9 protein-coding genes are annotated in these 25,563 nt (G+C 45.4%); 8 read left to right on the forward strand and 1 reads right to left on the reverse strand.

What is annotated here, in order from left to right; all coding sequences use genetic code 11:
* The first annotated feature begins 225 nt into the window (after positions 1–225).
* The 6 genes from ACO06Y_RS12625 to ACO06Y_RS12650 all read left to right on the forward strand — a co-directional run bounded on the left by ACO06Y_RS12625 (position 226) and on the right by ACO06Y_RS12650 (position 19,955).
* A complete protein-coding gene (locus ACO06Y_RS12625) occupies positions 226–12,654 on the forward strand; it encodes a T9SS type B sorting domain-containing protein (RefSeq protein WP_422079333.1) in 12,429 nt (4,142 codons plus the stop codon).
* 23 nt (positions 12,655–12,677) lie between these two features.
* Positions 12,678–14,744 carry a DUF11 domain-containing protein gene (locus ACO06Y_RS12630; protein WP_422079334.1) on the forward strand — a complete coding sequence of 689 codons (2,067 nt, stop codon included), beginning with the start codon at positions 12,678–12,680 and terminating at the stop codon, positions 14,742–14,744.
* Positions 14,745–14,975: 231 nt separating this feature from the next.
* Positions 14,976–15,905: a dihydrodipicolinate synthase family protein gene (locus ACO06Y_RS12635; RefSeq protein WP_422079335.1), complete on the forward strand. Its 930-nt coding sequence runs from the start codon at positions 14,976–14,978 to the stop codon at positions 15,903–15,905.
* 108 nt (positions 15,906–16,013) lie between these two features.
* Positions 16,014–17,597: an aldehyde dehydrogenase (NADP(+)) gene (locus ACO06Y_RS12640; RefSeq protein ID WP_422079336.1), complete on the forward strand. Its 1,584-nt coding sequence runs from the start codon at positions 16,014–16,016 to the stop codon at positions 17,595–17,597.
* A 95-nt stretch (positions 17,598–17,692) separates the two neighbouring features.
* A complete protein-coding gene (locus tag ACO06Y_RS12645) occupies positions 17,693–18,700 on the forward strand; it encodes a 4-hydroxyproline epimerase (RefSeq protein WP_422079337.1) in 1,008 nt (335 codons plus the stop codon).
* 1 nt (position 18,701) lies between these two features.
* Positions 18,702–19,955, forward strand: coding sequence for an NAD(P)/FAD-dependent oxidoreductase (locus ACO06Y_RS12650; protein WP_422079339.1), 1,254 nt, complete (start codon positions 18,702–18,704; stop codon positions 19,953–19,955).
* Between the two features lie 13 nt (positions 19,956–19,968).
* Here ACO06Y_RS12650 and ACO06Y_RS12655 read toward each other — a convergent pair whose 3' ends face one another.
* The gene (locus ACO06Y_RS12655) at positions 19,969–20,400 is read right to left on the reverse strand and encodes a YybH family protein (protein WP_422079341.1); all 432 of its coding nucleotides are present in this window, start codon (positions 20,398–20,400) and stop codon (positions 19,969–19,971) included.
* 378 nt (positions 20,401–20,778) lie between these two features.
* Here ACO06Y_RS12655 and ACO06Y_RS12660 point away from each other — a divergent pair, with 378 nt between their 5' ends.
* Both ACO06Y_RS12660 and ACO06Y_RS12665 read left to right on the forward strand, forming a co-directional pair.
* Complete coding sequence (locus ACO06Y_RS12660; protein ID WP_422079342.1) at positions 20,779–24,015, forward strand: SusC/RagA family TonB-linked outer membrane protein; 3,237 nt, start codon at positions 20,779–20,781, stop codon at positions 24,013–24,015.
* A gap of 31 nt (positions 24,016–24,046) precedes the next feature.
* A complete protein-coding gene (locus ACO06Y_RS12665) occupies positions 24,047–25,555 on the forward strand; it encodes a RagB/SusD family nutrient uptake outer membrane protein (RefSeq protein ID WP_422079343.1) in 1,509 nt (502 codons plus the stop codon).
* Positions 25,556–25,563 lie beyond the last annotated feature (8 nt).

The following is a 25,563-nucleotide window of genomic DNA, read 5'->3' on the forward strand; positions in this document are numbered from 1 at the left end:
ATACGATAGATGATGTTGGATGCATATCCTGGATCTAATGCTTTCCTTTAAACGTATTATTTGCCCTTAGGACGAATTTGGCTTCTCAATCGATGATTCGTCCATAAAGCAGAAACAACAAATGCCGTAGACCTCACCACCCTTCCATTGCAGTTAACAACAAATATCTGCTTTTGATTGCCAAAGCTATTTTCTTTGTTGGTAACAACTCTAATTATAGTGCCCATGGTTCATCAATTAGGCCGGTATCATATGAACTTGTTAAAAAGGGGCTTCCTATTTTTACTGCTTTTTGCTTGCAATTTTATAACTGCTCAGCTGAGTGATCTTCATTATTTGCCTCCGTTAAAGCAAGGTCAAAATAATGCAGGTATCAGGGACCAGGCCATATATCTTTCAACTCCGGAACCAACGACCTTTGCTGTAAATGCCTATCGGGGTACCAATCCGACACCTGTAGCTACTTTCAACATCTCCAATGTAAATCCCGCGGTATGGACCTTGGGCGATGGGGATAACAATATTACTTTGGTAAACAATGCCAATACAGGGGTAGTGCTTACCAATAGCGGACTACGTTTTGAATCCCCAAGTGGAAATCGGTTTTATGTTAATTATAGGGGCAACTCTAGTGCCCAGGCTGCTTCATTGACCGCAAAAGGAAGACAGGCCCTGGGAACCCGCTTTAAATGGGGAGGGGTACCCAACCGAGGGGCCCACCCTTCCAAATCCAATACGTTGGGTATTATGGCCACGGAAAACAATACTACGATTAACGTTTTTGGGTATGATCCGGGCTGTGAATTCAGGGTTGGGAATAATAGGGCAGGTATTACGGACAACACCTATACGATAACACTGGATGCCAACGAATCCTTTGTTTTCGAAACCTATATCGGAAACAGTCCTACCCAGGCCCATGAGGATGGATGGATCGGTGCTTCCATAGTTTCGGATAAGGACATTGTTATTAGCAATGGCTCCATAAACTTCGGTAGACAGGTAGGTGCCAGTAACCGTGATGCGGGTATTGATCAACCTGTTCCAGAAAACCGTTTGGGCAAGGAATATGTATTTATTCGAGGTAATGGTAACACCAATGGTTGGACGGAGTTTCCGTTACTTATTGCTACTTCGGATAACACCCAGATTTTTGTCAACGGAAGTACCACCCCCATAGCAACAATTGATAATGGGGAATACTTTGAGGTTCCGAGCAACAATTATTCATCAAATTCAGTTGGAGCCAATATGTTGGTACAAACATCCAAGGATGTGTATGCCTATCAATGTATGGCAGGGGCAAGTCAGGTATACACCCAGGGGCTCAATTTTGTTGCCCCGGTAAACTGCTTGTTGCCCGATGTTATGGACAATATCCCGGATATTCGAAATATGGCGGGACTCAATGTTACGGGTGGGGTCACCATTGTTGCTGCCGTAAATACACCGGATGCCAACATTCTGGTTACTGATGGAAACGGCCCCGTAACCTTGCCTGCCTCTAATCCCGTAGCAGGTTCTACAGATTGGAAAACCTTTTTCATCCCCAATCTTAACGGTAATGTGAGTGTGCAATCCACAGGACCCATGGCTGTTGGATTCTTTGGTTATAATGGTGCTAGGGGCGTTGCCGGATACTTTTCAGGCTTTGATACCCTACCCGAGGTAACCCTGGCAATTAGAGGGGGCAGTGGCTGTTTTGTAGGATCTGAAATTTATGAGGCAACCAATAACAATTTTGACGCTTTCCAATGGTATGAAAATGGACAGCCTATTCCCGGTGCCAATAGTCCAAGCTATTCACCCCCCGGAGCTGGCGAGTATTTCTTAAGGGGTACCAAAGGACCGTGTACGTATGACAGTAACCCCATACAGGCCCTTTATTGTGATCCCGATGTTGTATTGGAGAAAACCGTGGATAAGGCCGAGATTATGGAAGGGGAAACGGCTACGTTTACCGTTCGGGTTCAAAACTGGGGCCTTGGACCTTTGACCAACCTACAAATCACGGATAACATCCCTACTGGGCTTACCTTGGTTAATGCTTTTACCATTTCCGGAAGTTGGAGTGGCAACACTTGGAATATCGGAACTTTAAACGGAGGTGAAGTAGCGGAATTGGAACTTGAGGTGCGGGCCGACGAGATAGATGTACTTCCCTTATTAAGTTTATCCAATACGGTCACCAATACCCAGGATCAAACGGATACCAATATAACCCCCGACCACCCAACTGCATTGCTTACCGTTCATAACGACTTTGACAGCGACGGGGTAAACGATATCACCGATTTGGATGATGATAATGATGGTATCTACGACGAGGAAGAGTGCGCTACGCTATTGTTCAATATTTCGGACGGGAATACCCACAATAGCGGCCTTATGACCGTTGATAATTATTTGGTACTTGACGTTTTTAGCATAGACAATTCGTTTAACCTACAGATCAATGGCAATGATGTAGCCGGAGAAATCCAGTTTCAGGACGGTACCTCTGGGAATGCGGCTAATTTCATCGATGGTACGGGTTATGGAGAAAATGGCAATCCCGATATTTGGACCGTGACCGGGACACATGGCAGCCCACTTCTTCGGGTGATCATTGATCAAGCAGGTCAGTTTCAACTTTTTGGCACACGATCTTCCAATGGGCCATTGGAGCCTATGGTTCTTACGACCCCGGCCAATATTGTAAATTGGAATCCATCGGGCAACAACAATGTTACCATAGGTCAGGCGGTAGCAGGCCCAACCAACATGAGAGGGGTACTTCTGACCGCAGGTTGTGATACGGATTCCGATGGTTTTCCCGATCCCTTGGATTTGGATAGCGACAATGATGGCTGTAGCGATGCAAACGAATACTATAAGGATAACAATGCGGATGGTGGCGATGGCGGTGAGTATGGTTCTGGCACACCTGTTGTGGATTCAAATGATGGTACCGTAAATGGTGCATCCTATACCAAAGTATTTGCCCCCGAGATTTTGCTGGGCAATACTTCTGAAGATCTTGGTGGTAATGATATTAATGGACAAGGTGTAAATCTTGGACAGACCTTTCAATATGTACTCCGATTTCAGAACACCGGTGATGATAGTGCCACAAATTATGTCATTAGGGATATACTCCCCAATAATGTAACCTTGGATAACATTGATGTATCCAATGCGCCGGGTACTACCAATACCTATGACATCAACACAAATACTATTGAATTTCAAGTTCCCGATAACCTTGTTGAGGTCGGGGATCCGGAATATAGCATCCGGATTTCGGTAACTATCTCGGCCGACTGCTCCGATTTTGTGGATGCCTGTTCTTCACAGTTGGAGAATTTGGCATATTCCACTTTTCAAGGTACGCTAAACCCAACCTTATTTACCGATGAATTAGGTACTTCGAACTTTCCTTGTAACAGTGTTCCAGAAGTGGCGAGCAACAACATTTTGAATGACTTGGCCAATTGTGGTCAGGCCAGGACCGTACAGTTGTGCGGTAATGATGTTCTTCTTACGGCCGGGTCTGGGTTCGGAACGTATACATGGGCACTCGACAATAATGGAAATGGGCAAATTGACGGTTCGGATACCGTTTTGAACGATGGGAATCCCGATAACGACCCAAGTACTTTGTTGGTTACGGACATTGGCAATTACATTGTGGAAAAATCGGCTGGCGGAAGTTGTCCGGACCTTACCGAACTGATTACCGTTGAGCGATTTGGTACAACACAGACCAACCCGATAATCACATATTTTAATCAAGTTAACTCTGATAGCGACTTGGACAACGACCTATACGGTGAGATCGTAGCCTGTTCCTTGGATGGAGATTTACTGCCAAAGATATTCCTATGTGGCGAAAACGACTCGGCTCTGATTCAATTGGGCATAACCGATGCCCAAAGCATAACATGGCAAAAACTGGATGAGACCAGTTGTTCGGATAACGGCGACGATTGTGCCAATAAGAATTTTGGATGTGCATGGACCGATTTGGCCTCCCAAAACAATTTTACCGCGACCGATAGTGGTGAATATCGTGTGGTCATTACGTATCAAAACGGTTGCTTTAGTCGTTTTTATTTCAATGTGTTTAAAAATACCTTGGATATCCAACACACTGCTTCGGATATTCTTTGTAGTACTCCGGGGAACATAAGGGTCACCAATATTGGCGCGGGATATGGGTTCCAATTGGTGAATACCGCAAATAATGCTATCGTTGTCCCATTTTCCAGTAACAATGGACCTAATTTTGATATTGCGGCCAGCGGCTCCTACAAAATCCAGGTTACCCAATTGGATCCTCTTAGCGGGAACCCAATTGATGGGGCCTGTATCTTTGAAACGGAGGACATAGGTATACTTGAACGGGATTATCAAGTTAACATCACGACTACCCCTGCTGATTGTAATACCCTGGGCACAATAGCGATCCAGGCCCTGAACGTATTGCCACAGTATAGCTATGAACTTCGTCTGGACGATGGCAGCAATGGAGGTCAGGGAACCTTAGTGGACAGTCATCTGGTATCTGACGACAATACGTACACGTTTACCAATGTTAATCAAGGAAACTATATCGTGATTACCACCACGGTCGATGGCTGTACGGACACCCAAAACATAACCGTTGGTGAAATTCCTGAATTGACCTTGACTGCCGTGACCCGGGAAAACATTACATGCGATCCAGGTATAGTGAACCTAACACCAAGCGGGGGAAGTCCAAACCCGGATTATAGAATGGCGGTTTGGAGCAAGGATGGTGCGGATCTTTACCCAAGTCCGCCTAGTCTTTCCGATATTCCTCCTGCTTTGGTACAAACCGCTTCTTCATTTCTCTTCAATGCTCCTTTGGAAGCTGGAGACTATGAATTCGTCGTTTTTGACGATAATGGTTGTCATGCGTTCTCCAATGTGGTTACGATGCAATATTTGGATAGTCCGTCCATTTCGGCTTCACATTCGGCCATTGTCTGTGCGGACGACTCAACGGCATCCCTTACCGTTTCGGTTACCGGAGGTACTCCACCATACCGGTATAGCTTGGATGGCGGGGCCAATTACCAGACGGCCGATACGTTTCCAAACCTTTCCGCAGGCATGTACACCATCACCGTGATGGATTCCAGTGGAAGTGGCGCTACAGGTTGCGTGGTAAGCTCCGATTATGAAATTGATCAACCGTTTCGATTGACCGCATCGGCGGCCATAGTGGAGGATGCTTCTTGTAATCCAAGTGGTGCGTCGGTCAAGATCTTGAACGCCAATGGTGGTCAGGCACCTTATGAGTATAGTTTTGACGGAGGTGGTAGTTTTGGTTCGGTAAACGAAAGAAATCTTCCGGCCGGAACCTACCAATTGATGGTTCGGGATGCCTTAGGATGTACATTTGATATGGACCTAACGGTTCCGTCGCCTGTGCCGGATCCCAACTTGTCATATGCCGTTGACTATGATTGCAATGGTATGGGAACCATTACCATTTCAACATCGAACACTACGGATTTTGACTATACCTATAGCCTAAATGGAACCGAAAACACACCTTCCGATAATAATGTATTTGCCAATGTGGCCGCTGGAACACAAACCGTAACGGTAGGTTATTCTAGCAGTATAGCGTCAGACCAAAGTACCTTGTTCTTCGAGGATTTTGGCGCGGGAACAACTACTCAGATTGGTGAAATTGGAGCCGATTATTGTTATGAGCCACAGGATGGTTCATTAACGACTTGTAATCGGGGCCCTGCCGGAATTCTGGTAAATGGAGAATATACGGTCACTAATTTGATAACCAATCCCGTTCCTTTCTGGACGAGTCCACAAGATCACACAAACCTAACGGACGGTAGGTTCTTGGCCATAGACGTAAGTACCTTCTCCGATACGGGTAACCCACAACTCAATAATATTTTATGGGCAAGGCGGGATGTAGAAGTACTGCCGAATGAAGAAATCACCCTAAATTTCTGGGCCTACAACCTCATGAATCTTTCTGGGGCAGGGAACAATCCTGAAGTACTGATCGAAATCTTGGACAATACGGGCGCCCTAATTTATAGCGAAGTAGCTCCGGAGATTCCAAAAAATACCAATAATACGGATTGGCACGAACGTACCATAACTTTCGATCCGGGAACTAATACCGATATCGACATTGTTTTTAGGACCAATGTTAATAGTAACGATGGTAATGATTTAATTTTGGACGATATCACAGCCTTTCAAGTGCCTTCCGTTTGTCCAAAAACCCAAGATCTGGCAGTTTTGGTGGAAGCGAACCAAGCGTTTGATGCACAATTACTGAGTGTTACAAACCCTAGTTGTAATGGGGCCTCAGATGGTTTCATCCGTTTTGAGGTTTCCAATTTTGATGCCTTGGCAGGTTTTGAATACTCTTTGTATGGAGGTACCAATTGGATCACTTCATTGACCACACCGGTTACCACGGCAGCTATCTTGGCCGACGGTAATTATACCGTATTGGTCAGAAAGGCCAATGAGACTACATGTTCGGTGAATTTCCCGGCCACTATTATTGAACCTTCGGTTATAATGCCAACGTTAAACTTAACCGCCGAGTTCACTTGTTTGAATACTGGAGCAACACTGGATGCTTCGGCAACAGGCGGAAGTCCCGGATATGAATATCAACTTGAGGATACCTTGGGCAATATTGAGGCATCGTACCAAACTAGCTCGGTATTCCCTAACATAACGGATGGTGACTACTTGGTTCGAGTACGGGATACCAATGGTTGCGAAGTACTGCTGCAATCCGCTCAGGCAGTTACGGTATCCGCGCCCGAGACCGTGGCTTTCACAACATCCTACACCCATTGCTATGATGGCCAGAACAACGCCACTGTAACCGTTCAGGTAACCTCAGGAAATGGGGATTACACCTTTAGCCTTAATGGAGGCGCACCAATGAGTCCATCCTTAGCGACTCCTACCGAATACACCTTTACCAATTTGGCGGATGGTACCTATACTATTGAGGTGTTCGACACCTATGGTTGTTCTGCTTCAAATGCAGCGACTCCTGATATCATAGATCCCGCTCTATTGGCTCAAGTAGACGCTGTTGATGTTACCGATTGCGCGGATGGCAATATTACAGTTACTCCCACCGGAGGGGATGGCAATTATGTGTATGCATTTTTACCAACGGGATCTACCGTGGCGGATTCTGATTTTGGCCCGTCCCATACCTTTACGGTAACCAATGCTACCGCCGGTGATTACGATGTTTATGTGAGGGACAATAATGGAGCCGGCACACCTGACCCGTATTGTCAATACATGGAGACGGTAACCGTGGGCAATGCTCCGGCTCTGGCATTTACAACTACTCCGACCGACCCTGAGTGCCATGATGGTATGGGTTCGATAGACATTTCTATTACAGCTGGAGATGCACCTTTCACTGTCGAAATTGTTGATCTGGACAATGGTGGGGCTTCCGATCAAATTGTAAATGATGTTCTGGCCAACACCTATACATTTTACAATTTAATGCCTGGTGACTATACAATTTCCGTTACTGATACGTACGGTTGTCTTGTGACCGATACGCCAGTGACCTTGAACAACCCAGATGAGCTGACGGCTACGATTACGGGGGCCACCCCTGTTAATTGCGGAGGTCCAGCAACGGATTTTGGATTTGATGTAACCGGCTATCCAGCTACGATAGGTACCGTTGAATTTAGTGATGATGCGGGTGCAACCTGGCAGTCCTCCGATCAGTTCAGGGGATATATCTCGGGCCAAATCGTCCATCCATCCCTAAGGACGGTCGATGGTTCTGGAAACACGATCTGTCAAACCGATTTACCTCAATTTATCATCCCATATCCATTGGATAATCTTGACATTACCCTATCTGCTTTGGTAGTGAACTGTAATGAGCTCCAGGTAGTTGTACAAGGCTCTCAAGGTGTGGCGCCTTACCAATATGCATTTAGTGATGACCCTGCTAATTTTGATCCCAATACTGCTACCTGGTTTCCAGGGGAAAGTACACATAAAGACGGTAGCACGGTTCCGGCCGGACATGGTAGGTATGAATGGTTGGGATTGGTTCCGGGTAGGACCTATGTATTTTATGTTCAGGACAACAACACCTGCACGAGACAGAGTACCGTAAACGTAAATGATTTGATAACCCAACCTTTGGGAATCACCTCCTCGATTACACCTTCATGTAACGGAAGTACTAACGGTAGCATTACCTATACCATTGTTGAGAATATCGCTTCACCGGGCTCGGAAATGCAATGGTCATTTTATGATATATCCTCCGGAACCCCGGTATTGGTTAGTGACAGTGGTGGCAATGTTCCGTTTTCCGCCCCCCATACCTTGACTTTCAATTCTCTGGGAACAGGCAATTATTACATAGAAGTTACGAAAATGGATGGCGCTGTTTCCAGTTGTGTAAGTGCTTCCGAAAACGAATTGTTGGAAGAGTTGGATGCAATTACAGGAACTCCCGGAATGTTGCAGGGTATTAGTTGTGACCGTCCAGGATTGATAGAAATCCCCGATATTTCGGGTGGGGGAGGCACCTATTATTACGATGTTTCGGGTCCCGCTCCATTTACACCGATTGCGGGTACATTGGACAACCCGATAGAAATTCCGGCAAATTCACCTTCAGGATCCTATACGGTTTCGGTAACGGACCAGTATGGCTGTTCAACGCCATTGGGCAGTGTAAACTTGAACCTCTCGCCTAATCCAGACATACACGGTATTGAAGTTGATAATTGTGGTCCCCAGGCCAATATTACGGTCACCTCGTTTTCAGCGGCACCCATTCACTATACCATAGATAATGGAGCAGGTTACACGGACAGCAATAGCAATGGTCTGTTCACCAATGTGCCTTTAGGTACCTATACGGCAACTATTTTGGACAGTAATGGTTGTAGTGATACGGATACCGTGACCGTATATCCCAGCCTACAGGCCAATGCCAGTTTGACCCAAAATTTGGGCTGTGGTGTTGGCAATGAAGCCGAAATCTCGGTGGAAGCCACCAGTGGTTCGGGAAATTATGAATACGAAATAGTAGGTACTTCAAGCACCTTGGTCACAAGACAGGCCCTGACCGTCCACCCAACAACTATTCCGGTATCGACCTCGGACACATATACGGTACATATCTATGACATTGGGGTCGACGGGCCGGAATGTTCCCGATCATTCCCTATCTTGGTGGATCCGGCCATAGTACCCAGCATTTCGGTATATGCCTTTACCGATGCTACCTGTAACGGTGCAAACGATGGTACCCTAACGGTTACCGCTACCAACTTGGTGGCCGGTACACATACTATTGAAATTGTTTCGGGAACAGGAGCCGTCATAAGTACCTTCCCCATTAGTGCACCTAATGGAGGCAGTACTGTTACCTTTCAAAACCTTGAGGCTACAGGTCCCGGTATCGACTACACTATTAGGGTAACCTCTCCCAATGGTTGTTTCGATGAGACAACACAAATAATTTCTGAACCGGATGCCATTACCATAAATACCATTACTCCGGTTGAATATGGATGTTCTTCAGGCAACACCTCCGAAAATGCAAGCCTCACCTTTGCAGGGGCCAACGGTGGATCCGGCAATTATGTGCGATATGTATTCATACGTGATGGACATCCGGTTCAGGACGGTACGAACCCCACTTGGATTGAAACCGATTTTGCAGGGGGCAACTATCTCATAAATGTCTATGATGAAAATGGCTGTGTAGGAAGCACAAACGCAACAATAGCTCCTTTTGATGAAATGGCCATGCCCACGATACATGTCAGTCAAGATGTTAGCTGTACGAACACAGGAGAAGAAATCCGTATCGATGTTATGGGAAGTGTAACCAATAGTACCGCCAATCTGGGAAATTACCAATTTACAGTACTCTCAGCTGGGACTTACACCCAGGATGCCATTAATCAAAATATATTTACCGAGCTGCAGGCTGGGATCCATACCTTTGCAGTTCGAAACATCACAACAGGTTGCGAAATGATTGTAGACCATGTTGTTGAGGAGCCAAACACTTTCGACATCATTGTGGAAAAGCTTTCGGATGTCGTATGCTTTGGAACCGATGGCAGTATCCGACTTACCTTGGTCGATGCTACGTATGGAGGTGGATTCTCATGGCGTATTTTTGACACCAATGGCACTCCGTCCGATCGTTCCGATGACGGCCCGGCCATTGCCCATGGAAATTCGGCAAATCTAGGCCCGACCGGAGCTATCGCAGTACCCGCAGGAAATTATTTGGCCGAAGTAGTGCAGGATGCCTTTCCGGAATGTAGCCAGGTACGATCGTTCAATATTACAACGCCGCCTGCACTGATTACCACGGGATCTATTGATTTAACCGGTGTAGGTTGTGGCACTAATCAGGGTAGTGCCTTAATTGCCCCTGAAGGAGGAGAAGGACCTTATACGATAGAGCTGACCCATGTGGGTAGTGGAATAACTACCACGGCAACATCAGTAAGCAGCCACCTTTTCCAGGGATTGAGTGCGGGGGATTATGATGTAAGCATTACCGATGCGCTCACCTGTAATCGGGTGTTCAGTCATGCCTTTAATTTGGTATTGCCAAATCCTATTACCGGTACCGTTTCAAATACCACTTTGATCTGTCAAGGGGATACGGATGCATCCGTATCCGTAAGCCTTGATCCGAGAAATGTAACTACCAATTATAGATATGTGTTGAATACCTATAGTGATAACACTGGCAGTACGTTGCTTAGTACCTCGGTCTCCCAAGACAACCCTGCCTTTATGAATTTAGGAGCAGGTTTTTACAGTATTTTGGTCACCGATGATATGGGCTGTACTTTTGAAACAAGCCCGATTGTTGAAATAGAGGATCCCACCGATGTGGAGGCACAACTGTTCACCAATCAGGCCCCAAGCTGTCAATTGGATGCAGAGCTACTTTTGGTAGCTTCAGGAGGAACAGGACCTTACGAATGGAGCGAGGACAATAGCAACTTTAATTCTATGAACAATGCCCAGGGAGCAGGCACACATCTATTCGTTAACGTCGCATCCGGTATTGATTACCAATATTATATTAAGGATAGTTTTAACTGTGTTTCCATAATATCCAACGAAGTTTCGATAGATTCTATTGAAGACCTTTCGGTTTCCTTGGATACATCTGCCGCTAGCATAAATTGTAATGGTGAAAACACTGCCGCTATCCATGCCGAGGCCAACGGCGGACTGGGCAACTATGAGTATGCCCTTTTCGATGCCGATTTGAATACCGAAATTTTACCTAACCAACCTAACGGACTGTTTACAGACCTATCTACAGGCAACTATTACATACGGGTTCAAAGTGGGGATTGTGAGGCAATTTCACAAATAGTACCCATAGCGGAACCTGAATTGTTGGTAGTGGATCCTATTATCTCCGAAATTAGCTGTGCCGATGCGAATGATGGAAGCATAGTCTTGAACGTTTCGGGAGGGAGCGGAGCATATCAATTTGCAATTTCACCGAACCTAAACCAGTTTGACGATGAGAATAGTTTTGATGAACTGGCTCCAGGGGATTATACCATAATTGTTCAGGACGGGAAGGGTTGTTTTGAACTTGTGGAGTTTTCATTGACCCCACCTGATGCCTTGGCCGCCACCTATACCGTGTCCGATGAGATATGTTATCAGAGCAATGATGGAGCTATTACATTACAAATCACTGGAGGAACGGCACCTTATTCTACAAGTCTAAACAGCAATGAGGATACGGACTTTGCCCAAGATATATTGGATTATAACGGACTCCCTAGTGGAAATCATATCCTTTTCATCAGGGATGCCAATGGATGTGAAATTACCGAGGTATTCCAAATACAGAGCGGTGTTAACCTGGCCGGTGAGGCAATGGTTCAATACGAATGCGATCCTCAAGGGGCTACCTCGAATTCCGTGCAGATCGTTTTTGAGGATTCAAATGTTTCCAATGACATACTTTATGGCCTGGATACTGATGACCCTCAGGAAATGCAATTGGAACCCAGTTTTGAAAACCTGGCTGGTGGATCTCATGTCATAACCGTAGTCCACAGTAATGGATGTTCCACAACCTTTCCGTTCGAAATTACCATTTTTGACCCATTGGAATTGCAACTGAGCGAAGGCGATATTAACCAAATAAGTGCCGAGGCACTGGGTGGATCAGGGAATTATACCTTTATATTCAATGATGAACCCGCTACAACGGATCACGAATACTATATTCGGGAGACCGGTACCTATACGGTAACCGTAACTGATGAGAACGGATGTAGTATCACTCAGGAAATCTTTATGGAATTCATAGATATTGAAATTCCAAATTTCTTTACTCCGGATGGAGATGGAAACAATGATTACTGGGCTCCAAGAAACATAGAACAGTATCCCAATATTTTCATAAAGATATTCGATCGCTACGGAAGAACTATTTTTCAATTTGAGGGCAATCAAGACAGTTGGGATGGACAATATAAATTTAATGGTTTGCCTACGGGGGACTACTGGTATATAATTAAACTTAATGGTATTGAGGATGAGCGCGAGTTCGTAGGTAGTTTCACCCTGTATCGTTAAAACTAAAATGTCTGTTTTTCCGGATGTGGTTTCAAAAGAAACATCTTTTTCTTCTTTTTGGGTTGGTAGGGTTCATGTCCTATGGGCAACTTAGTGATTTACATTATTTACCCCCACTCAAACAAGGTCAGAACAATGGTGCAATTCAGCAGCAGGCTGTTTACCTGTCTACGCCTGAGACCACTTCATTTACAGTCAATGTATATCAAGGGACCAATGCTACGCCGGTTACTTCCTTTTCGATTTCCAACACGAGTCCCGCTACATACAATCTTGCGAATGGTGATAACAACGTAACCTTGGTAAACAATACCAATACGGGTATAGTATTGACCAATAGCGGGTTGCGTTTTGAAGCTCCTGGAGGCAACAACTTCTATGTAAACTATAGGGGGAGGTCAAATTCACAAGCAGCTTCGTTGACCTCCAAGGGAAGGGCCGCCTTGGGCACGAGCTTCAAATGGGGCGGCGTTCCCAATCTGGGAAGTCATGTTTCAAAATCCAATACTTTGGGTATCATGGCCACCGAGAACAATACTACGATCGATGTCTTTGGATATGATCCCGGGTGTGAATTTCGGGTCGGATCCAACGTTGCCGGAATTACCGCGGATACCTATCAGATTGTTTTGGATGCCAATGAATCCTTTGTATTTGAAACCTATATCGGTAATTCCCCGACTCCGGCCCATGAGGATGGTTGGATAGGGGCTTCGATTGTTTCGGACAAGGATATTGTTATCAGCAATGGCTCATTGAATTATGGGCGACAAGCGGGGGCAAGTAACCGGGATGCCGGGATTGATCAACCTGTACCCGAGAATAGTCTCGGTAGGGATTATGTTTTTGTTCGGGGAAATGGGGGATCAGGCGGAGAGACTGAATTTCCATTGATCATTGCTACACAAGATAATACGGAAATCTATGTAAACGGATCGGCCACACCTATAGCCACCATTAACAATGGTGACTATTTGGAGATACCTAGCAGTAACTATTCATCCAATTCGGTAGGGGCCAACATGTATGTGCAGACCTCAGAAGATGTTTATGCCTACCAATGTATGGCGGGTTCAAGCCAGGTGTATACCCAAGGGCTGAATTTTGTGGCACCGGTAAATTGCCTTCTGCCGGACACCATGGACAATATTCCCAATATCAGGGATGCGGCAGGTATAAACGTTTCCGGTGGTGTTACCATAATCGCGTCGACAACAACACCCGATAGCAATATTACCGTTACCGATGGTAATGGTACCGTTACCCTGCCTTCATCGAATGCGGTTGCTGGCACTTCCGATTGGAAGACTTTCTATGTCCCTAATTTGACCGGAGATGTAAGCGTTCAATCTTCGGGCCCTATTGCAGTGGGTTTTTTCGGTTTTAATGGTGCAAGGGGATTGGCGGGTTATTTCTCAGGCTTTGATACCTTGCCTAATGTAAATCTTCAGATAAGTGGAAGCAATTGTTTACCAGGCTCTACTTTGGAGGTCTCCGGAGGGGAAGTCTTTGATGCCTATCAATGGTATGGCAATGGTGTTTTGATTCCAGGGGCTACATCAGCCACCTATTTGGCCACCACCGCTGGGGAATATTTTCTTAGGGTTACCAAAGGTTCCTGTAGTTATGACTCCAACGCGATCCAAGTGTATTATTGTGACCCCGATATTGTTTTGAACAAGTCAACTACGGATTTGGTAGTCAATGATGGCGATTCGGTGTCCTTTGATATAACGGTCGAGAGTTTAGGGTTTGATCCGTTGACAAATCTTCAGATTACGGACATATTGCCTAACGGGTTGGATTTTGTTTCCGCTACGGTATCAAAGGGATCTTTTAGTTATCCTAATTGGAACATAGGCACAATGATAGGAGGCGAAGTGGTTACCATGACCCTTGTAGCCAGGGCATACATCACCAATATTCATCTTTCCTCCATGACCTATACCAACACCATAACAAATACCCAGGATCAGACGGATTCCAATACTACAACGGACAATCCATCCGTGGACGTACAGGTCAACCTTATACCGCCTACCAACGTAATTACCAACAGGCGGATAACCTTTAGGGTAAACAGAAATTGAATCAAAAATCTTGATTTCACTTGACGTCCCTTCGCGTCTCCAATGACCATACTAAAGCGGATTTGTGCCGCATCCTCCTTCCAAAAAAGTATCAGTAGAAGCCAGATAATAAAACTGGCTTTGTACCATTATCAAGGGAAAGATGTAAATATTTCATTTTTGAACCCTGGTTTCCTTGCGTATCTTTCAGGTAAGAATTAGTTTTCCCATAAATTCCAACATAGTATAATCATGAAAGTACATTGGGAGGGCGTGATGCCTGCGATAACCACTAAATTCACGGAAGACGATAAACTGGACTTAAAAATGTTAAACAAGAACATCGAAGCACAAATGGACGCTGGTGTCCACGGCATTGTTTTGGGAGGATCTTTGGGAGAAGCCAGCACACTTGTTGAGGATGAAAAGGAGGTTTTGATAAAGGAGACCCTGCAGACCGTTTCCGGTAGCATACCGGTAGTGATGACCATAGCGGAGCAGGCGACCAAGGCGGCCATAACAGCAGCTCAAGATGCGGAAAGGCATGGAGCGGATGGCCTAATGGTGCTGCCGCCTATGCGTTATAAGGCCACGGACCGCGAAACTGTAGTCTATTTTAAGGAAGTGGCCCAAAATAGCGGCTTGCCTATCATGATATATAATAACCCGGTCGATTATAAGATTGAGGTGACCTGTGATATGTTCGAGGAGTTATTGGAGCTTAAAAATATCGGAGCGGTAAAGGAATCCACACGGGATATTATTAATATCGGTAGGTTGCGCAATAGATTTGGAGAGCGTTTAAAAATTCTTACGGGTGTGGATCCGCTGGCCTTGGAAAGCCTCTTGCTAGGTGCGGATGGATGGGTAGCCGGATTGGTATGTGCCTTCCCTTCGGAGACCGTAGCCATTTACGAATTGGCCAAGGCGGGTAAGATCAAGGAGGCCACTGAAATATATCGTTGGTTCCTTCCACTTTTGGAGCTGGACATTAGCCCCCAATTGGTACAGAACATTAAGTTGGCGGAAGTGGCCACGGGTATCGGTACCGAACATGTAAGGGCCCCAAGACTAAAATTGGAAGGACAGGAACGGGATCGCGTTCTCCGGATTATAGATGAAGGAATACGCACACGACCGGAATTACCGGATTATAGGTCGCTGGCCAAATTCCTCAAATAATTCTTCCTTTGGATAAATTCTAGACAATACACTTCCTTTTAGTGTTTGTTTTTTATCTTCGACGGACTGCAAAAATCGTTTACAGAAATAATCAAAAAATAATTATTCATGATAACGGGCAAAAATTATGTGGGTAACGAGCTTTCGGCTAAAGGGGGCACTACCTATAGCACGTTCGACCCAAAATTGAACATACCGACTGAATGGAATTTTCACGAAGCTACAGACGAGGAAATCAATGCTGCAGCAGAGAAGGCACGATCCGCTTTTAGAGTTTATAAAAATATATCGGGAGAAAAAAAAGCAGATTTTCTAACCGCGATTGCAGAGGAAATCGAAGCTCTTGGTGATGAATTGATACAGACCTACATGCAGGAATCGGGACTTCCCGAAGGTCGCGCAAAAGGTGAGCGGGGCCGTACCATGGGCCAATTGCGGGCCTTTGCCGACTTGTTGAAAGAAGGTTCCTGGGTAGGTGCTACCATAGATACGGCACAGCCGGAGCGTCAGCCTTTGCCTAAAACGGATATTCGAAAAATGTTGGTTCCCATGGGGCCTATCGTTGTTTTTGGATCCAGTAATTTTCCGTTGGCCTTTTCAACGGCCGGTGGGGATACGGCCAGTGCGTTGGCAGCTGGGTGCCCGGTCATTGTAAAAAGTCACCCCATGCACTCGGGTACGGGAGAACTGGTGTCCTCGGCCATTATCCGTGCAGTTGAACGTACAGGAATACCGGATGGTGTCTTTTCCAACCTGAACAGCAGAGGAATCGAAGTGGGCCAAAAGCTGGTCATGCACCCTGATGTTAAAGGTGTTGGTTTTACGGGGAGTATCCGAGGTGGAACTGCACTGTACCGATTGGCCAATGAGCGCAAGGAACCTATCCCGGTTTTTGCAGAAATGGGTAGCATTAATCCTGTCGTTGTATTGCCACGGGCATTACAGGAAAACGGTGGACATTGGGCAAAAAGTTATGCGGGCTCCATTACCTTGGGAGCTGGGCAATTTTGCACCAATCCGGGATTGATCCTGGGTATTAAGGGTAAGGAATTGGACGAGTTTGTTTCCATTTTGGGCAAGGAGATAGAAAGTATTGAACCGGGGTGTATGCTCCATCCCAATATTTATAAAGGATACGAAAAAGGAAAAGAAGAACTCACCTCCCAGTCCAAAACACAGGTTGTGGCTTCGTTTGATACGGAAGCACCGCCCAATTATGGAAAGCAGCGGATATTGAAGGTAGATGGTTCGGATTTTATGGCCAACCCCAAATTGCATCAGGAGGTTTTTGGACCGTTCTCCGTTCTGGTCCAATGCGAGAATACGAATGAATTAGAGAAAGTGATCGATCAATTGGAAGGTCAATTGACAGGGACTATTTTGGGTACTGAGGAGGAGTTGGAAAATTACCACACTATTGCAGAAGCTCTAAAGAATAGGGTAGGGCGCTTAATTTTTAATGGAGTGCCCACTGGTGTTGAAGTATGTCCTTCAATGCAGCATGGAGGACCCTTTCCGGCAAGTACGGATAGCCGTTTTACCTCGGTGGGGACCTCGGCAATTGAGCGTTGGGTAAGACCTGTTTCATATCAGAACTGGCCGCAAAAAGCCTTACCGGATGCCTTAAAGGATAAAAACCCTTTGGGTATCATGCGTTTGGTGGATGGAAGATACACCACTTCAAAAATTTGACGGTTTAGTAGGAATCTTTTTTAACTAGCGATTAAATTAAGGGGTTGTACCACCTCCTCGGTTGGATAGTCCGATTAATTTTTACTTGTTCCAATATGTCCGTATATAAATTTGACTGTATCGATGCGCATACCTGTGGAAATCCGGTGAGATTGGTCAAGACCGGGGGTCCGGAACTAAAGGGTTCAAATATGGCCGAAAAGAGACAGCATTTCATGGATGAATATGACTGGATTCGAAGAGGTCTCATGTTCGAGCCTCGAGGCCATGATATGATGAGTGGAAGCATCCTATATCCACCTACGAATACCACCAATGATTTGGGCATTCTTTTTATTGAAACGAGCGGCTGCTTACCTATGTGTGGGCACGGTACCATCGGTAGCATCACCATAGCAATCCAGGAAGGTATTGTTACACCAAAAGTTCCCGGCCAAATACGTTTGGAAACTCCGGCAGGTCTGGTTGAAGTTGAATACGGGCTAAAGGATACCAAAGTGGAATGGGTAAAACTCACCAATGTTAAATCCTATCTGTCAGCTTCGGAACTTACGGTAACCTGCAGTTCATTGGGAGAGCTGACATTTGATGTAGCGTATGGGGGTAACTTTTATGCCATTTTTGATATCCAATCCAATTTTTCGGGTCTACAGGATTTTTCGGCCAGTGAATTGATTCGGTTTAGTCAGGAAATCCGTGAGAAAATCAATCTTAAATATCCTGATCGGTTCATTCATCCGGAAGACGATACAATTAGGGATGTAAGTCACGTCATGTGGTCGGGAGATACCTTATCACCAGATGCTACCACTCGCAACGCCGTATTTTATGGGGATAAGGCCATTGACCGATCACCCTGTGGAACAGGCACTTCGGCACGGATGGCCCAATGGCATGCCAAAGGAAAGCTGTCCGTTGGGGACACATTTGTTCATGAGAGCTTTATAGGATCCAAATTTGAGGGAAGGGTAGAGAAAGAGACAACATTATCGGGAGAAATTGCAATTGTACCCAGTATAAAGGGATGGGCGAGGATTTATGGATACAATACCATAACCATAGATGAGGATGATCCCTATGCCCATGGGTTTCAGGTAATTTGATATGGGAAAAGAAGTCATTATTATTGGAGGCGGTATAATCGGATTAAGCTCCGCCTATTTTTTAAGCAAGTCGGGCCATGAGGTTACGGTAATCGATAAATCCGATATCAGTTCTGGAGCTTCCTTTGTAAATGCAGGGTATTTAACTCCTAGTCACATTATCCCGTTGGCGGCACCAGGCGTTCTAACGCAGGGATTGAAATGGATGATGGATTCTTCCAGCCCTTTGTACATCAAACCACGTCTGGACCTGGATTTCTTAAAATGGTCCTGGTATTTCCACAGGTCTTCGACCAAGGCCAAAGTGGAAAAGGCCATTCCGGTCATTAAGGAAATCAATCTTTTGAGTAGGGAACTTTTTCAGGATATCAAGACTTCAGGAGACTTGGGTGATTTTCAGCTGGAACGCCAAGGACTATTAATGCTTTACCAAACAAAGGCAGCACAGGAGCATGAACTCGTCGTTGCAAAGAAAGCCGAACAACTTGGGCTGGAGATTTCCGAAGTGGATTCTTCGGGCCTTGAGCGACTTCAACCCAAGGTAAAGATCAATGCCAAAGGAGCGATTTATTATGAATGCGATGGCCATACCACCCCTAATGAGTTCATGCCTAAAATGGTGGCATATCTAAAGCGTGTTGGTATAAAGTTCAAAATTAATGAAGAGGTACGGGACCTAACCATAGAGGGAGACAAAATAACCAAAGTACAGACCTCGAAAGACTTGTATGAGGCTGATGAGATCATTTTGGCTGCAGGGTCGTGGAGTGGTAGGCTTGCCAAAAAACTGGGAACCAAATTGCCGCTACAGGCGGGTAAGGGATACAGTATAAACGTGTCCAGGGATACGGGAATTACTTTGCCTGCCATCCTTATGGAAGCCAAAATGGCCGTTAGCCCAATGCGTGGATTTACCCGATTTGCGGGGACCATGGAGTTTTCCGGGATAAACCAGATTATTCGTAAGGAGAGGGTAGAGGCCATTGCCAGAGGGGCACATCGGTTTTATCCGGAACTTGAAATTACGACTGGAGAAAAAAGTGAAGCCAAAACGGGATTACGGCCTGTTTCCCCAGATGGACTGCCCTATATAGGAAAGTTCAAAGACTTTTCCAATCTCATTATTGCCACCGGCCATGCCATGATGGGATGGAGTTTGGGACCGGCCACGGGTAAATTTGTACAACAACTAATAGATGATGTAAGACCGGATATGGATCTTACACCCTTTGCCCCCGATCGAAAATTCAACTGATTCCCAATTCCGATTAGCAGGAGGAATCACCAATAATCTTCCACTCCCCGTTGATACGTTTAAGAACGATCATAAAGGTGCCATTGGCATCCCCAACTTCCCGGGTCAAATGATATTCGCCCATCACCCAATAGGCATCGTCGCTAATCCTTGAAATATCATGAAGCGTAAAATTAAGTGTTCCGGTATGGGCTTTTGTTGGATACCTTTCCTTATAACTGTCTAACATGGCTTGATGGCCATATCGCATACCGCTGCTCCCAAAATAGGCTATGGAGTCCGATTTTAGATATCCTTCCATAAAACCTTCGATATTATGGTTGGACCAGGATTTTGCCTGTGTCTCCAAAAGAGTACGGATGGCCGCGATATCCTCTTTTTCCGAAACTTGATGCTGACAAGAAACTTGAGTCAATATGAAGGCTAATACCAATAAACTTTTCATTTTGTTCCGATTTTATATCACAGCGTTTAAAGTACGATTTTTGGGTGTTGATACATTAGCTTCCCCTTCCATTCTTGATCAAACGTCATTTACGTACAGAGCACATTAAATTTTTTGTGTATTTGGATGTTAAAGTTTAGGGATTAAAAGTTTCTTCTCTTTGTCGATTTAGCAATCTTAAGGCAAAAAAACAACAATTCCATAATTTTAATTTTTTTATTTAAACGTTTAAACATATATTTGAAACACTTTATATGGTATTGCTTAAACGTTTAATCTTTTTAAGCGAATCAAACAGATCAAAGTAGAACAAAAGATTTCACAAGCTCTTATTTTTTGGTTTGTGGAGTTTTTAGCAAACAAACTAAACAAATACACATGAAGAATGTCAAACTAAGTTTCGGCAGGCCATCCCTTTGTTCAAAGGAGACCTACCTTTTAAACCAGGGCCTAACAATGGTCCTATTGTTTTGTCTTGGTACCGTATCCGCTTATGGGTTGGCCACACCCGTTGATGCTTGGGACGGTTTGGTGGAAGATTTCCAGGAATTAGTGGTAACCGGAACGGTTATCGATGAAAGCGGAGTTCCCTTGCCAGGGGCCAGCATTGTGGAAATGGGAACCACCAATGGTACCCAAACCGATTTTGATGGGAATTATACCTTAGAGGTGTCCAATGATGCCACTCTTTTAGTATCGTACATAGGTTATGAATCCCAGGAAATTCCGGTAAACGGTCAAGCGACTATCAACGTGACCCTACAGCCCAGCACTTCTCAATTGGACGAAGTCGTTGTCGTGGCTTATGGTACACAAAGTAGAAGAAAGGTAACCACTGCGGTATCAAATTTAGGAGGTGAAGAAATTGCGGAGTTGCCGGTGGTTCGAGCTGAGCAGGCATTGCAAGGTAGGGTGAGCGGGGTTAATGTGGTGCAAAGCGGTGTGCCGGGTGCCAACCCAACCGTCCGTATTAGGGGGTTAGGGTCAGTGTTGAACAGTGATCCACTCTTTGTAATCGATGGTATACCTGTCGGTCAAGGTGGTTTGAACGATGTGGCACCCGATAACATTGAGGACATAACGGTATTGAAGGATGCGGCAAGTACTGCCATTTATGGTTCCCGTGGTGCGAACGGGGTTATTTTGGTTACCACAAAAAAGGGTAGACAAGGCCCCGGCCAATTGACGTTTAAATCGTATTATGGCGTTCAGAAAGTTCCGGAAAGCAGACGCTACGATCTTTTGAATACCAATCAATATATTAATTTTACATTAGACGATTTTATTGTTGAACCGTCTAGATTCGATGACTATGATTTCGCCGCTCAGGATTTTCGCATAGGTTCCCCAAGCGAGGAGTTTCGTGGCGTTGAAACCAATTGGCAAGATGCTGTCATGCCTGAAGGGGCCATTCAAGAGTATACATTGGGCTTTTCTGGGGGTACTGATAACGTGATTTACAATCTTGGAGGGGGGTATTTTGAGCAAGACGGTGTCATTGTGAATAGTTATTTCAAACGAATTAACTTCAATGCGAACATCCAGGCAAACTTGGGTAAATTTAAATTGGGTTCATCTATAATTTTGTCCCGCAATAGTCTAAATGAACCCGAAGGTGAAGGGATCTCGGTTCGTCGGGCGTTACAAATGATGCCCTACATACCGGTTCGGGATGCTAGCAGACCGGGTGGGTTTCGAGCCTCCGATAATGCTGATGGGGCCGACCCTTTTCAACCCGTACTGCGCGAAGTTTTGATCGATGACGAAGAAACATCGTCCAAGGTACTGGTTACCGCCTTTGGGCAATACGAAATTTTCGACGGTTTGAATGCCAAATTGCAAGTGTCGGCCGAAAATGCTTTTATCCAGCAACAACGCTATGTGCCTACGTATAATGCAGGTGAGGTTGGGTTCAATCAAAATCCAAATCCTGAATTCTTAAGAAGGCAAATAACCTTTGTTTCCCCAATTGCCACTGCCACTTTGAACTATAATAAAGATATAGGTGACCATAATATCGATTTGTTGGCGGGGTATGAGATACAAACCTTTAATAGGGAAGAAGTGGAAGCCGAAGCGACCACCTTGACCAATGAGAATATACGCAACCCGGCCAACTCACCAGTGGAGAACCAGCGTGCCGAGGTAGTGATCGAAGAGTCGGGTATCATATCGTGGTTCGGTAGATTCAATTATGATTATAAAGGTAAATACTTACTTGGAGGCTCTATTCGTCGTGACCAATCGTCGGTTTTTTCACCTGATGATAATGTCGGTATATTTCCCTCCTTATCAGCGGGATGGACGATTTCCGAAGAAGGTTTCTTCGATGGGTTACGAGAGACCGTTTCCAATTTGAAAGTGAGGGGTAGCTGGGGTATTAATGGAAACACCGCTACCGGAGTATATACCTGGGATCCCACCGTCGTCGCCAACCTTGACTACAATTTAGGCGATGGTACCGTGGTTACCGGACTGACCCAAAACGAGCTTTTTAACAGAGGACTGCAATGGGAAGAAGTGGAGAAATTCAATGTAGGCCTTGATGCCGAATTTTTTGGGGGAAAGCTTTTTTTTAGTGGGGAGTACTTCCAGAACACGGCGGATGATTTGATTATTCGAGTGCCCCTGCCCAATTCCGCAGGTGTGGACAATAACCCGTTGGCAAATGTCGGTTCGGTCGAAAATTCAGGTTGGGACTTTTCCATGGGTTACACCGAACAAGGTCATGAATTTAAATGGTCGGTTAACGCGGTTGCCTCAATTATTGAGAATGAAGTGACTTCATTAGGTGCCGATGAAAGTGCCACTATCTTTGGGCAAAATTTTCAAAATACAGGCGCCCCTCAGACCAGGGCAGCAGTGGGCGAACCTATTGGACATTATTTTGGGCTACGAACCGATGGTATTTACCAGACCCAGGCAGAGGTTGATGCCGATAACGCCAGGGCAGCGCAAATAACCGGAGACCCCAACGCCACACGGCAAGGGATAGATGTAGGCCCTGGTGATATTCGCTATCAAGATATCAATGGTGATGGTGTGGTTACCGGCGAAGACCGTGTGAATATTGGCCATTATTTGCCTGATTTCACCGTAGGTCTTAACACCAATATGTCCTATAAAAACTTTGACTTGGCCATGAACTGGCAGGGTTCTTTTGGTTTTGAAATTCTACATTCTAACCGTTATTACACCGAAGGTATGACCCGCCTGTTCAATATGGGTACGCAGGTGCTCAATGCTTGGACACCGACCAATACGAATACAACTATTCCCCGAACATTTGGGATTAACCCAGAGACGGGAGCTCGAGAGGCAAGACAAGCAAACGCTGTTCTTTCTGACCGCTGGGTTGAAAATGGGGATTTTGTACGGTTGCAATTTGTAACTTTAGGGTATACTTTCCCGGAATTAAGGGATAGTCCTTTTTCTAAGTTAAGGTTATATGCACAGGCCCAAAATCTATTGACCTTTACGGGGTATACCGGTTATAATCCAGAAGTACAGGGTCGTGTCAGCAATCCAAACGACGCCCTTTTTTCAAATGGAGTGGATGACAGTGCTATACCCGTGCCAACAACCTTAATTTTAGGTGTGGAAATTGCTTTTTAAAAATTGTGTTATGAAAATAAAAATGAAAAAAATGAGAAAACGAGCAACATTTAAAAGAGTGGCAATCGCGTTGTGCGCCACGATGGTCACATTTAGTTGTGATGACGATTTCTTGGCAGACGGCAATCCCTCGGCGCCGAGTATCTCAAATTCCTTTGCAACTGTTGACGAGGCCCGGGCCTCTGTTTTTGCCATTTATGCCGGTTTGCAAGAAAACGAATCGGTGGCCCGTGAATGGTGGTGGTTGGTCGATACCCTCTCCGATGAACTGAAATCAGCGGGACCACAATTAGAATCGCAGCGGGCACAATTATTGAATTACGACATTGATGCGGCCAATGGCCTTATTTCACCGGCTTGGAGAGGTTTGTATCGCATTGTACATCGTGCCAACCTGGTCATCAATACCTTGCCCGAAAAGGTTAGTGAACAATTACCGCAAGAAGAGGTTGACCTATTGGTAGCCGAAGCAAAGTTTCTTAGGGCCTGGGCCTATTTTGAACTCATTACCTATTGGGGTAATGTACCCTTCTCGTTGACCACTGTAGAGGATTTTACCGGTGGGGTACCCTTGGCCGAATCAGAACAGGTCATACGCGATCAAATCATTGAAGATTTAATAGTGGCCGAGGAGGTTTTACCTCGGGTTTCTGAATATCGTGGCACTGAAAACTTGGGAAGGGCCACTAAGGGAAGTGCGCAAACGTTATTAGGGCGTGCCTATATGTACTTTGATAATTTTGCCGCTGCCCGAACCGAACTTCAAAAAGTGATAGATTCAGGTGATTATGATTTGGTCGAGAATTACGAAGACAACCATAGGGAGGAAAACGAGAACAATATCGAATCGATTTTTGAAGTGGCATTTGAACGTGTCTTGGCCAATGTTTGGGGTGGGCCTCAAAAAGCGGTACAGTACAGGACCCAAGAATATACGCCCTTTATTTGGCACAATGTCGTACCGTCAGACGAATTGGTTGCAGCGTTTGAAGATGGCGACCCAAGATATGCCCTTTGCTTTCTCGAATACGGCGATTTACATGGCCCCAATAATGAAGATGTTTTCACGCCAGAGGATATTGCCCAGGGCATTGAAAATGGCGTACACTGGAAAAAATACGGTTATGATTATCAAATGTCCGTACCGGAAATGTTCTCAGGTATCAATCTCCGTCTGTTACGCTACGCGGATGTATTGTTGATGATGGCCGAAATAGAAAATGAACAAAGCGGGCCTACGGGTTTGGCCTTGGATTACGTAAATCAGGTTCGAGAGCGTGCAGGCGTACCCCCGTTACCAACGGCGGAATATCCAACGGGTACAAAAGATCAAATGTTCGACGCCATTGTACACGAGCGTCGAATAGAGCTAAATTCGGAACAGGCACGTACAAGGGATGTCAAGCGTTGGTTCAGAGCGGGTAAAGTTGGGCCACCTAGTCCGAACTACGAACCCCGGCATGAGTTTCTTCCGATTCCTTTGGATGAAATGGATAATAACCCAGCACTTACTCCTGCCGATCAAAAACCCGGTTACTAAAATAGTTG

Origin of the sequence: Ulvibacterium sp., from assembly GCF_965228935.1 — a bacterium.
Taxonomy (GTDB): Bacteria; Bacteroidota; Bacteroidia; order Flavobacteriales; family Flavobacteriaceae; genus Ulvibacterium.

Excerpts from the sequence above, each read along its gene's own strand:
- ACO06Y_RS12655 (WP_422079341.1), bottom strand. The coding sequence starts at position 20,400 with ATGAAAAGTTTATTGGTATTAGCCTTCATATTGACTCAAGTTTCTTGT.
- ACO06Y_RS12635 (WP_422079335.1), top strand. The coding sequence starts at position 14,976 with ATGAAAGTACATTGGGAGGGCGTGATGCCTGCGATAACCACTAAATTC.
- ACO06Y_RS12625 (WP_422079333.1), top strand. The coding sequence starts at position 226 with ATGGTTCATCAATTAGGCCGGTATCATATGAACTTGTTAAAAAGGGGC.
- ACO06Y_RS12665 (WP_422079343.1), top strand. The coding sequence starts at position 24,047 with ATGAGAAAACGAGCAACATTTAAAAGAGTGGCAATCGCGTTGTGCGCC.
- ACO06Y_RS12650 (WP_422079339.1), top strand. The coding sequence starts at position 18,702 with ATGGGAAAAGAAGTCATTATTATTGGAGGCGGTATAATCGGATTAAGC.
- ACO06Y_RS12645 (WP_422079337.1), top strand. The coding sequence starts at position 17,693 with ATGTCCGTATATAAATTTGACTGTATCGATGCGCATACCTGTGGAAAT.
- ACO06Y_RS12630 (WP_422079334.1), top strand. The coding sequence starts at position 12,678 with ATGTGGTTTCAAAAGAAACATCTTTTTCTTCTTTTTGGGTTGGTAGGG.
- ACO06Y_RS12640 (WP_422079336.1), top strand. The coding sequence starts at position 16,014 with ATGATAACGGGCAAAAATTATGTGGGTAACGAGCTTTCGGCTAAAGGG.
- ACO06Y_RS12660 (WP_422079342.1), top strand. The coding sequence starts at position 20,779 with ATGAAGAATGTCAAACTAAGTTTCGGCAGGCCATCCCTTTGTTCAAAG.